Raw genomic sequence first — 11751 nt, 5'->3', positions numbered from 1 at the left:
CCCGCGAAGCTGGCGCCCCGGTCTCAAGGGGTACGATTACGCCGCGTCTCGATGATGTTCGGCAACTGCGAGATCCGCCCCAGCAGGCGCCCCAGCGCGTCCAGGCCTGGAATCTCGATGGTCAGCGACATCAGCGCGGTGTTGTCTTCCTTGTTCGAACGGGTATTCACCGCCAGCACGTTGATCTTCTCGTTCAGCAGCACCTGAGACACATCGCGCAGCAGGCCCGGGCGGTCGTAGGCACGGATGACGATGTCGACCGGGTAGGTCTGCACCGGGATCGGCCCCCAGCTCACCTGGATCATGCGCTCTGGCTCCTTGCCTGCCAGCTGCAATACCGAGGCGCAGTCCTGGCGATGAATGCTCACGCCCCGGCCCTGGGTGATGTAACCGACAATGGCATCGCCCGGTAGCGGCTGGCAGCAGCCGGCCATCTGTGTCAGCAGGTTGCCGACACCCTGGATCTGAATGTCGCCACGCTTGCCGGTACGCGGCCCGGTAGGCTTGCGCGGCACCAGCTCGATCTGCTCGATACGCTCAGGCTCCAGCAACTGCTGGGCAGCGTTGACCAGATGAGCCAGGCGCAGGTCGCCAGCACCGAGCGAGGCAAACATGTCCTCGGCGGTCTTGACGTTGGTCTTCTCGGCCAGGCGCTCGAAATCAACCTGCGGCAGGCCCAGACGACTGAGCTCGCGCTCAAGCAAGGTCTTGCCGGCAGCAACGTTCTGGTCGCGGGCCTGCAATTTGAACCAGTGGACGATCTTGGCCCGCGCCCGTGAGGTGGTCACGTAGCCCAGGTTGGAGTTCAACCAGTCACGGCTGGGGTTGCCGTGCTTGCTGGTGATGATCTCCACCTGCTCGCCAGTCTGCAGGCTGTAGTTCAGCGGCACGATACGGCCGTTGATCTTCGCGCCGCGGCAGTTGTGGCCGATCTCGGTGTGCACGCGGTAGGCAAAGTCCAGTGGCGTGGCGCCTTTGGGCAGGTCGATGGCGTGGCCGTCGGGGGTAAACACATAAACCCGGTCAGGCTCAATGTCGACCCGCAACTGCTCGGCCAGGCCACCGATGTCGCCCAGCTCTTCGTGCCATTCCAGCACCTGGCGCAACCAGGAAATCTTTTCTTCGTAGTGGTTGGAGCTGGGCTTGACGTCGGTGCCCTTGTAGCGCCAGTGGGCGCATACCCCAAGTTCGGCCTCTTCATGCATGCCGTGGGTGCGGATCTGCACCTCCAGCACCTTGCCCTCGGGGCCGATTACCGCAGTGTGCAACGAGCGGTAGCCGTTCTCCTTGGGGTTGGCGATGTAGTCGTCGAACTCCTTGGGAATATGCCGCCACAAGGTGTGCACGATGCCCAGCGCGGTGTAGCAGTCGCGGATTTCCGGCACCAGCACGCGCACCGCACGCACGTCGTAGATCTGGCTGAACTCCAGGCCTTTGCGCTGCATCTTGCGCCAGATCGAATAGATATGTTTCGCCCGACCGCTGATGTCGGCATTTACGCCAGTGGCGAGCAACTCGTTCTGCAACTGGTTCATCACGTCGCTGATGAAGCGCTCGCGGTCCAGCCGCCGCTCATGCAACAGCTTGGCGATCTGCTTGTACTGGTCGGGCTCCAGGTAGCGGAAGGACAGGTCTTCCAGCTCCCACTTGATGTGACCGATACCCAGGCGGTGCGCGAGCGGCGCGTAGATGTCGAACACTTCACGCGCGACACGCAGGCGTTTCTCGTCATCGGCGGACTTGACCGCGCGGATTGCGCACGTGCGTTCGGCCAGCTTGATCAGCGCCACGCGCACGTCGTCGACCATGGCCACCAGCATCTTGCGCAGGTTCTCGACCTGCGCCTGCGAGCCCAGCACCAGCGACTGTCGTGGGCTGAGGCTGGCACTGATGGCGGCCATGCGCAGCACGCCGTCGATCAGCTTGGACACCACCGGGCCAAACCGCTGGCTGACCTCGGCGAGGGTGACCTTGCCCTCGCGCACCGAGCGGTAGATGACCGCAGCCACCAGGGAGTCCTGGTCGAGCTTGAGGTCAGCCAGAATTTCGGCGATTTCCAGGCCTGCCTGGAAGCTGGACGTACCATCCGCCCAGGAATGCTTGGCCGGGTTGCCCTTTTTCTCTACCTCAAGGGCAAACTCGCAGGCTTCTTTCAGCGCTGCGCGATCCAGTGCCGAATCGACGCTTACCACATGGTCCAACCATGCTTCGAGATTGATACTGCCGTCGGTGTTGACCGGCTGGTGCACTCTCACCTGTACCATCTTTGTTTTACCTTTCCATGCAGCACACCATACGGGTGTGCTGGCGATCACCGTGCGGCCGCCCTTCCGTGGCAACCGCACCAAGGGGCCAGTCAGCTAGCCCGCTTCGAATAACGCCATGGCCTCGACATGCGCCGTCTGAGGAAACATGTCGAGAATCCCGGCCCTTTTTAACCGGTACCCCTGGCCGACCAGCACTTGGGCGTCTCTCGCCAGCGTGGCCGGGTTGCACGATACGTAGACCAGCCTTCTGGCCTTGAGGCGGGCGATGCCTTGCACCACCTCGAAAGCACCGTCGCGCGGTGGATCCAAGAGTACCGCAGAAAAGCCCTCGGCGGCCCATCCGGTGCCGGCCAAAGGCTGCGATAAATCGGCCTGAAAAAACCGTGCGTTATGCACATTGTTGTTCCGGGCATTGGCCGCGGCCCGATCGACCATGGCCTGTACACCTTCCACTGCCACCACTTCACGCGCCTGGCGGGCCAGCGGCAGGGCAAAGTTGCCCAGACCGCAGAACAAGTCCAGCACACGCTCGTCGGCTTGTGGCGCGAGCCAGGCCAAAGCCTGCTCGATCATCGCCGTATTGACCTGGGCATTCACCTGCACGAAATCGCCCGGGCGCCAGGCCAGCTCCAGCTGCCAGGGTGCCAGGGCAAAGCCCAACTGCGCCGCTGGGTCCACTGGCGCCGGCTCACCTTCGCCTTGCAGCCACAGCTGGGCGTTGGCCTGCTCGCAGAACGCTTGCAACCTGGCCTGGTCCTCAGCCGGCAATGGCGCGACGTGGCGCACCAGAACCGCCTCGGCGGTGCCACTGAACAGCTCTACATGGCCCAGCGCCTGCGGCTTGCTCAACGAACGCAGCACAGTCGGCAAGTGGCGCAAAATGGACTGCAAGGGTTGTACCAGCACTGCACAATCGTCGATGGCAATGATGTCCTGGCTGGCTTCGGCGCGGAAGCCCACCTCCAGCTGACGCGCCTTGACGTCCCAGCGCACGGCCACACGGGCGCGGCGCCGGTAGCCGAATTCCGGCCCGCTCAGGGGGGCAGCCCACGCTTCGGGTTGCACGCCGGCCACCCGCTGCAACTGCTCGGCGAGGGTGCGCTGCTTCAGCGCCAGTTGCGCTTCGTGCGGCAGGTGCTGCAGGTTGCAGCCACCGCAGCGGTCGTAGTAGCGACATGGCGCCTCACGGCGCTCGGGCGCGGCCTGCAGCAACCGCTCCAGGCGTGCCTCGACCACTTTGCCACGGGCGTTGAGCACCCGCGCCTCCACGGCCTCACCGGCCAAGGCGCCGCTGACGAACCAGGTACGCCCGTCGAGGAAGGCAATGCCACGGCCGTCACCGGCCAGGCGCTCGATGTCCAGGCGCTGCTTCTTGCCCACTGGGACCTGGGGGGTGCGATTGCCGCCGGCCGGCTGGAAGCGCAGGCCGCTGTTGCTTTTTTTCTTGGACATTTAGCGTGGATCAAACAGGCCAGTGGACAGATAACGGTCGCCGCGGTCGCAAATGATCGCAACCATGACCGCATTTTCCACTTCGCGGGACAGGCGCAACATGGCCGCAACCGCACCACCAGAAGACACGCCGCAGAAAATGCCCTCTTCACGCGCAAGGCGACGGGTGGTGTCCTCGGCTTCCTGCTGCGACATGTCGACCACGCGGTCGACGCGGGTGGCATCGAAGATTTTCGGCAGGTATTCCTCGGGCCAGCGGCGAATGCCCGGAATTGCCGAGCCCTCCATCGGTTGCAGGCCGATGATCTGCACCGCGGGGTTCTGTTCCTTGAGGTACTGCGAGCAGCCCATGATGGTACCGGTGGTCCCCATGGAGCTGACAAAATGGGTAATGGTGCCCTGGGTCTGCTGCCAGATCTCCGGGCCGGTGCTGTTGTAGTGGGCGATCGGGTTGTCGCCGTTGGCGAACTGGTCGAGCACCAGGCCACGGCCTTCGGCCTGCAGCTTCTCGGCCAGGTCACGGGCGCCTTCCATCCCCTCCTCCTTGGTCACCAGGATCAGCTCGGCGCCATAGGCCGTCATGGCGGCCTTGCGCTCGGCGGTGGAGTTGTCGGGCATGATCAGGATCATCTTGTAGCCCTTGATCGCCGCCGCCATCGCCAGGGCGATGCCCGTGTTGCCGGAGGTGGCTTCGATCAGGGTATCGCCTGGCTTGATCTGGCCGCGCAGTTCGGCGCGAGCGATCATCGACAGTGCCGGGCGGTCTTTCACCGAGCCGGCAGGATTGTTACCTTCGAGCTTGAGCAGGAGGGTATTGCTGGTTTCGCCAGCGATGCGCTGCAGGCGAACCAGTGGCGTATTGCCGACGCAATCGGCGATGGTTGGGTACTGCACGGTCATGGCGTATTTCGCAATCCGGACGGCGGGGGTGCCTATCATACCGGCAAACCCTTCGCGGCCATATCACGCAATCTGTAGTGCATATAGCTACAAGCTATAACGGTGCGCCATGTGCTGGCCTCTTCGCGGGTAAACCCGCTCCTACAGGGATNACCCGCGAAGCGGCCGGCACATGCAACGGCAACCTCATCCACAAGCGCAACCCGCGTTTGCCATTCTGCGCCCACAAGGTGCCGCCCTGGCGCTGGATGGCACTGCGGGCGATGCTCAGCCCCAGGCCGAAGCCACCATCCCCAGGCCGCGAACCGTCCAACCGCGAGAACGGCGCGAAAATCCGTTCCAGGTCTTCTTCAGCGACACCGCCACCCTCATCCTCAAGCCACAACCACCAATAGTTACCCTCACGCTGCCCACCCAACCGCACCACCCCGTCGGCCGGCGAGTGGCGAATGGCATTGCGCAACATGTTCTCCAGCGCCTGGGCCAGGTGGTTGAGGTTGCCCTGCACCCAGCAGTCGGCCGGTACTTCGCAGCGCAGTTGCGCAGGCGACCAGCCGCTCTCGTAGCTGGCATTTTCGGCCAGCAACTCCCACAAGGCGTGGACCTCGATCGGTTCCAGGTTCATCGGCGCACGCTCGGCGTCCTGCCAGGCCAGTTGCAGGGTGTCTTCGACCAGTTGCTGCATGCAGTCCACTTCACGGATCAGGCGATCACGCAGACGCTGCAGGTCGGTTTCACCATCGCAGGCCACCCGCAGCCGGCTCAGCGGCGTGCGCATTTCGTGGGACAGGTCGCGCAGCAACTGCTGCTGCATAGCCACCGTGCCTTGCAGTCGCTCGGCCATCTGGTCAAAGGCACGCGCCAGTTCGCCCAATTCGTCATGCCGGGCGATGGTGCGCGAGTCCAGGCGGGCCGACAGCTGATCGGCCCGCCAGGCATTGGCCTGCTCGCGAAGTTGATTCAGCGGCACGATCAACATGCGGTACAGGCCCACACACAACAGCAAGGTGAACAGCCCCGGAATGATGCCGTTTGTGACAATGCGCCACAGCAAGCGGTGCTGGCCCGGATTGAAGCGCTGCGGCAGTTCGATCACCAGCATGCCCTGCTCCGGCGCCCCCGGGAACGGTATGCGCACCCACGGCTGGTCGACACTGCGCCGACTCATCGGCCAATCGACACCGCGCAGGCGTGTCAGACGCTGCATGATCTGTGGGTTGAGGGAGGCGCTGTCGAGCGGGCGCAGGTTGATGTCGAGCACGCCGACCCAGCCCCGTTCGCGCTGATGCATGGCCGCCACCCACTGGTCCAACCCTTCCCGCCCGCCGCTGCGCCAGGCCTGCTCAGCTTCGGCGGCATAACCCCGCAGGGTCTGCCGTGCCGACTCCGAGAGGAAGGCATTCTGGGTTTCCATGTGCCGGCCCCAGGTATAACTGAGGCCGATCATCAGCAGGCAGAAGCCCACCAGCAAGATGGTCAGCTTCCAGAACAGCGAATGGCGGTCGAGCATGGTTCACTCCGCCTCGCTGGCACTGAGCACGTAACCCTTGCCCCACACGGTGCGGATCTGCCGTTCGTGATAACCGATGCCCTTGAGCTTGCGACGGATCTGGCTGACGTGCATGTCCAGGCTGCGGTCATGCCGTGAATAGCCGCGCTGCAACACGTGCTGGTACAGGAACGGCTTGCTGAGTACTTCGTCGAGGTTGCGGTTGAGGATATCCAGCAGGCGGTATTCGCTGGGGGTCAGGCCTGCCAGGCGGCTATTCAGGCGCACGTCACACAGCCCCTCATCGAACTGCAGCTCGCCGCAGCCGGCTTGCTCCAGCGGGCCCTGATGCCGCCGCTCCAGGGCCACGCGGCGCAAAATCGCTTCGATGCGCACCTGCAACTCGGCCATGCTGAATGGCTTGGGCAGATAATCGTCGGCGCCGCGCTGAAAGCCGCTGATACGATCCGCCTCGGCCCCCAGCGCCGACATCATGATTACCGGTGTAGCGCTGTGCCTGCGCAACTGCGCCAAGGCGTCCAGCCCATCAAGCCCGGGCAGCAGGATGTCCATGAGCACAACATCGAAAGCCTGGCGGCCCGCCGTTTCCAGGCCCTCCAGGCCATTGCGGCACCAGGTGACCTGGAAGCCGCCACGCTGCAGCTCTTCCTGCAGATAGGCGCCAAGCACCGGGTCGTCCTCGATGGCAAGGATGTTGGTGTTGTAAATAGATACAGGATTCATTGGCAACTGCCATGCATTCTCAATTACGCGATTATTGAGCATTCGCCACCTGCCAGGCAACCGCACTGCGACCAATGCCCCGGCAACGGCGCATAACACGTACTAAAGAGATGCAATGGTGCGGCAGGCGGAGTAACTTCGCGGCTTGGCCGTTACCACTTGACGGCATCCAGGCACATCAGAGGAGGCAAGTGTGCTCGATCGCTTGGGAATCCGCAGCCGGGTACTGCTGCTGGCACTGCTACCGGCCGGCTTGATGGCCCTGGTGCTGGGTAGCTATTTCACCTGGCTGCAACAGAACGACCTGCGCACCCAGCTGCTGCAGCGCGGCAAGATGATCGCCGAACAACTGGCGCCCCTGGCCGCACCCGCCATGGCCCGGCTTGCGCCTGCGCAACTGGAGAGAGTTGCCGCACAAACCCTGGAGCAGGCCGATGTGCGCGCAGTGGCGTTTCTGGCCCCGGACCGCACGCGCCTGGCCCACGCCGGCCCGAGCATGCTCAACCTGCCGCCCAGCGGTGGTACCGGCACCCAACTCCTGCAGCGCAGTGGCAACGACGCCACCCGCTACCTGATGCCCGTGTTCGGCCACCACCGCGACCTGGCCACCGACGCCGTGCCGGCCGAAGCCGAGCGCCTGCTGGGCTGGGTAGAGATCGAGCTGTCGCACGACGGCACGCTGCTGCGCGGCTACCGCAACCTGTTTACCAGCCTGTTGCTGATCCTCGCCTGCCTGGCACTCAGCGGCCTGTTGGCGCTGCGCATGAGCCGCACCATCAACGACCCCATCGAACGCATCAAGCACGCGGTCAATCAGCTCAAGGACGGCCACCTCGAAGAACGCCTGCCGACCATGGGCAGCCATGAGCTGGACGAACTGGCCCACGGCATCAACCGCATGGCCGAAACCCTGCAAAACGCCCACGAAGAACTGCAACACAGCATCGACCAGGCCACCGAAGACGTGCGCCAGAACCTGGAAACCATCGAAATCCAGAACATCGAGCTGGACATGGCGCGCAAAGAGGCACTTGAGGCCAGCCGCATCAAGTCGGAGTTCCTGGCCAACATGAGCCACGAAATCCGCACCCCGCTCAATGGCATCCTCGGCTTTACCCACCTGCTGCAAAAAAGCGAGATGACACCGCGCCAGCTCGACTACCTGAACACCATCGAGAAGTCTGCTGACAACCTGCTGGGAATCATCAACGAGATCCTCGATTTCTCCAAGATCGAAGCCGGCAAGCTGGTGCTCGACAGCATACCGTTCAACCTGCGGGACCTGATCCAGGACACCCTGACCATCCTCGCTCCGGCCGCCCACGCCAAGCAGCTGGAATTGCTGAGCCTGATCTACCGCGACACGCCTGCTTCGCTGGTGGGCGACCCGTTGCGGCTCAAGCAGATCCTCACCAACCTGGTCAGCAACGCCATCAAGTTCACCCGCGAAGGCACCATCGTCGTGCGCGCCATGCTGGAAGACGAGCACGAAGACTGCGCGCAGTTGCGCATCAGCGTACAGGACACCGGCATCGGCCTGTCACCACAGGATGTGCGCACACTGTTCCAGGCCTTCAGCCAGGCAGACAACTCACTGGCCCGCCAGCCCGGTGGCACCGGTCTGGGGCTGGTGATTTCCAAGCGCCTGATCGAACAGATGGGCGGCGAGATCGGTGTCGACAGTACCCCGGGCGAAGGTTCGCAGTTCTGGATCAGCCTCAACCTGCCCAAGGCTCATGACGATGCCGAAGCGCTGCCACCGCAGCCATTGCTGGGCCGCCGTGCCGCCATTGTCGATGGCCACGAACTGGCGCGCCAGGCACTGGAGCACCAGCTGGAAGACTGCGGCCTCAGCGTGAGCCTGTTCGCCTCCTACGACCAGTTGCTGCAGGGGGTGCAGGCCGCCAGCCAGGCCGGCCTGCCCTTCGAGTTCGCGGTGCTCGGGGCCAACCTGGGTAACCTGTCGCCCGAGCAACTGGGCCATTATCATCAGCAGCTCGAGCGTTACCACTGCCAATGCGTGGTGCTGTGCCCGACCACCGAGCAGGCGCTGTACCACCCGTACCTGCCCAACGGCCATGGCCAGTTGCTGTCCAAGCCGACCTGCACCCGCAAGCTGCGGCGCCTCTTGCTGGAGCTGGTACAACCTCGCCGTCCGCTGGCCGAAGGGAGCAACGCCAACGGCCAGCGACGCCCGAAAATACTCTGCGTCGACGACAATGCCGCCAACCTGCTGCTGGTAAAAACCCTGCTCGAAGACTTGGGTGCCGAGGTACTGGCCGTCAACAATGGTTATGCGGCGGTACAGGCCGTGCAGGAGGAGTTGTTCGACCTGGTGCTGATGGATGTGCAGATGCCCGGCATGGACGGCCGCGCCTGTACCGAACAGATCCGCCTGTGGGAAAACACCCAGAGCGGCAACCCGCTGCCGATCGTCGCCCTCACTGCCCATGCCATGGCCAACGAAAAACGCGCGTTGTTGCACAGCGGCATGGACGACTACCTGACCAAACCGATCAGCGAACGGCAACTGGCCCAGGTGGTGATGAAGTGGACCGGCCTGAGCCTGGGCACACCCCAGCAGGCGCAGCCCGAGCTACTGACCAATGGCGACGAACTGAAGGTACTCGACCCCGAAGAGGGCCTGCGCCTGGCCGCTGGCAAGGCAGATCTGGCCGCTGACATGCTGAGCATGCTGCTGGCCTCCCTGGATACGGACCGCGAAGCCATACGCGCCGCCCGCGAAGCCGATGACCGCAATGGCCTGATCGAGCAAGTACACCGTCTGAACGGGGCCTCACGCTATTGTGGCGTACCGCAGTTACGGGCAGCGTGCCAACGCAGCGAGACCTTGCTGAAGCAGGACAATCCGCAGGCGCAGCAGGCCCTGGATGAACTGGACAGCGCGATCAGCCGGCTGTCGGCACAGGCCAGATTGAGCGCTTGAGTGGCTCTGGGCCACGCTGGGTATGCCTTGACAGGCAGCGACCCAACCAAGACATGCATTGCAAAGGAGTTCCACCATGCGCGCCCTGTTGTTCAGCAGCCAGCACTACGATCAGGAAAGCTTCACCAAGGCTGCCAGCGGCACCCCCTTGGAGCTGCATTTCCAGCCCGCCCGCCTGACCCTCGACACCGCCGCCCTGGCAGAGGGCTTTGAGGTGGTCTGCGCCTTCATCAATGACGAACTCGACGCGCCGGTGCTGCAGCGCCTGGCCGCAGCCGGCACGCGGTTGATCGCCCTGCGCTCGGCCGGCTACAACCACGTCGACCTGGCCGCCGCCCAGCGCTTGGGCCTGGCCGTGGTGCGCGTGCCGGCCTACTCGCCACACGCCGTTGCCGAGCACGCCGTGGCGCTCATCCTGGCACTCAACCGGCGCCTGCATCGGGCCTACAACCGCACCCGCGAAGGTGACTTCACCCTGCACGGGCTGACCGGCTTCGACCTGCACGGAAAAACCGTCGGGGTGGTCGGTACCGGCCAGATCGGGGCCGCCTTCGCTCGCATCATGGCCGGTTTCGGCTGCCAGCTGCTGGCGTACGACCCCTACCCCAACCCAGAGCTGCTGGCCCTTGGCGCCCGCTACATGCCCCTGCCCGAGCTGTTGCGCGAAGCCCGCATCATCAGCCTGCACTGCCCGCTGACCGAGCACACTCGCCACCTGGTCAACGCGCAAAGCCTGGCCCAGTTGCAGCCCGGCGCCATGCTGATCAACACCGGTCGCGGTGCGCTGGTCGACACCCCGGCGCTGATCGACGCACTGAAAAGCGGCCAGCTTGGCTACCTGGGCCTGGACGTCTACGAGGAAGAAGCCCAACTGTTCTTCGAGGACCGCTCCGACCTGCCCTTGCAAGACGATGTGCTGGCTCGGCTGCTGACCTTCCCCAACGTGATCATCACCGCCCACCAGGCTTTCCTCACCCGCGAGGCGCTGGATGCCATTGCCGCGACCACACTGGACAACATCAACCGCTGGGCGGCAGGCAATCCACAGAACCTGGTGATGGGTTAATGCTAGGATACGCGGCATTTCTGGAGGACCCATGGTCGAACACGATTTTCGCTACACCCTATTCAACCCGCAACACACCCTGATCGAGTGCCGCGCTTTGGTGCCGGGCCGCTATCAGGTCACGGGCAACGGCGGTTCGATGCAAAAAGGCGACAGCCTGCTGGTCACGCTCAAGGGCAGCAAGGATTTGTCCATGCGCCTGACCGTGGAAAGCGTGCGCCACCTGATCAACCCGCGCGGCCAGTGGGTTGCCGTGGCGAGCGGCCCGGTATTCAACGAGCTGGAAATCCTCACCTGGCAGGTCGAGTGCGATCGCTGCGATGCGGTGCTGAGCTTCGAGTTCGCAGTAGACGCCAAGCTCGGCAAGGCAGCTCGTCAACCGGCTGCCAGCGCCCGTATCGCAGCGCTGGGCTGGGCCAGCCGTGGCGAAAAACACCTGTGCCCGCGTTGCCAGGAGAGCGCCGAGTGAAGAATCTGCTGACCGGCGTGCTGATTGCAACCGGCCTGCTCGGCTGCGCCACGCAACCTTCCCGGCTGCAGCAGGAACGCAGCTACGTGCTGGAGTGGATTGGCGAACGACCACTGATCGACTACAGCCACCTGACCTTGACCCTGGCCAGCGACGGCCGTGCCTATGGCAACGGCGGCTGCAACCACTGGTTTGCGCCTTACACGCTCGATGGCGAGCACCTGAGCTTCGGCAAGGTCGGCAAGACCCGCAAGCTGTGCGCACCCGCGCTGATGGAACAGGAAAAACGCTTCCTGCAGGCGCTGGAAACGGTAGAGCGTTGGGATGTGTCACCGGTGGAGCAGATGCGCTTCTGGCCGGCCGAAGGCAAGCCGCTGCGCTTCTGGCCTGAAGAAGGCTGAGGATTGCCTGGGCCGC

9 protein-coding genes are annotated in these 11751 nt (G+C 64.0%); 4 read left to right on the top strand and 5 right to left on the bottom strand.

Annotated elements, in window-relative coordinates:
• Positions 1 to 23 precede the first annotated feature (23 nt).
• The 5 genes from relA to ACTJJN_RS13955 form a co-directional block, all read right to left on the bottom strand.
• Complete coding sequence (gene relA, locus ACTJJN_RS13975; RefSeq protein WP_003252420.1) at positions 24 to 2264, bottom strand: GTP diphosphokinase; 2241 nt, start codon at positions 2262 to 2264, stop codon at positions 24 to 26.
• Positions 2265 to 2360: 96 nt separating this feature from the next.
• Positions 2361 to 3719, bottom strand: coding sequence for a 23S rRNA (uracil(1939)-C(5))-methyltransferase RlmD (rlmD, locus tag ACTJJN_RS13970; protein ID WP_010952714.1), 1359 nt, complete (start codon positions 3717 to 3719; stop codon positions 2361 to 2363).
• On the bottom strand, positions 3720 to 4619 hold the full coding sequence (cysM, locus tag ACTJJN_RS13965; RefSeq protein WP_003252416.1) for a cysteine synthase CysM: 900 nt from the start codon (positions 4617 to 4619) through the stop codon (positions 3720 to 3722). It abuts the gene before it with no gap.
• 94 nt (positions 4620 to 4713) lie between these two features.
• Complete coding sequence (locus tag ACTJJN_RS13960) at positions 4714 to 6129, bottom strand: sensor histidine kinase (RefSeq protein ID WP_440781344.1); 1416 nt, start codon at positions 6127 to 6129, stop codon at positions 4714 to 4716.
• 3 nt (positions 6130 to 6132) lie between these two features.
• Complete coding sequence (locus tag ACTJJN_RS13955; RefSeq protein ID WP_161774414.1) at positions 6133 to 6852, bottom strand: response regulator transcription factor; 720 nt, start codon at positions 6850 to 6852, stop codon at positions 6133 to 6135.
• A gap of 193 nt (positions 6853 to 7045) precedes the next feature.
• Between ACTJJN_RS13955 and ACTJJN_RS13950 the strand changes: the two genes are divergently transcribed.
• From ACTJJN_RS13950 to ACTJJN_RS13935, 4 genes are all read left to right on the top strand, one after another.
• Entirely contained in the window at positions 7046 to 9799 is a 2754-nt protein-coding gene (locus ACTJJN_RS13950; protein ID WP_440781343.1) for a response regulator, read from the top strand.
• A gap of 76 nt (positions 9800 to 9875) precedes the next feature.
• Positions 9876 to 10865, top strand: coding sequence for a 2-hydroxyacid dehydrogenase (locus tag ACTJJN_RS13945; protein WP_440781341.1), 990 nt, complete (start codon positions 9876 to 9878; stop codon positions 10863 to 10865).
• Between the two features lie 31 nt (positions 10866 to 10896).
• Positions 10897 to 11334: a hypothetical protein gene (locus ACTJJN_RS13940; protein ID WP_004575339.1), complete on the top strand. Its 438-nt coding sequence runs from the start codon at positions 10897 to 10899 to the stop codon at positions 11332 to 11334.
• Entirely contained in the window at positions 11331 to 11735 is a 405-nt protein-coding gene (locus ACTJJN_RS13935) for an META domain-containing protein (protein ID WP_047603354.1), read from the top strand. Before ACTJJN_RS13940 ends, ACTJJN_RS13935 begins: the two co-directional genes overlap by 4 nt.
• Positions 11736 to 11751 lie beyond the last annotated feature (16 nt).

This window comes from Pseudomonas sp. 22515 (assembly GCF_052044625.1).
In the GTDB taxonomy this organism is placed as follows: domain Bacteria; phylum Pseudomonadota; class Gammaproteobacteria; order Pseudomonadales; family Pseudomonadaceae; genus Aquipseudomonas; species Aquipseudomonas alloputida.
Note: the sequence above shows the minus strand (reverse complement) of the source record. Positions and strands in the feature narration are given on the sequence as shown.

Coding starts and splice junctions, on each gene's coding strand:
- ACTJJN_RS13955 (WP_161774414.1), bottom strand. CDS start 6,852: ATGAATCCTGTATCTATTTACAACACCAACATCCTTGCCATCGAGGAC.
- cysM (WP_003252416.1), bottom strand. CDS start 4,619: ATGACCGTGCAGTACCCAACCATCGCCGATTGCGTCGGCAATACGCCA.
- ACTJJN_RS13940 (WP_004575339.1), top strand. CDS start 10,897: ATGGTCGAACACGATTTTCGCTACACCCTATTCAACCCGCAACACACC.
- rlmD (WP_010952714.1), bottom strand. CDS start 3,719: ATGTCCAAGAAAAAAAGCAACAGCGGCCTGCGCTTCCAGCCGGCCGGC.
- relA (WP_003252420.1), bottom strand. CDS start 2,264: ATGGTACAGGTGAGAGTGCACCAGCCGGTCAACACCGACGGCAGTATC.
- ACTJJN_RS13945 (WP_440781341.1), top strand. CDS start 9,876: ATGCGCGCCCTGTTGTTCAGCAGCCAGCACTACGATCAGGAAAGCTTC.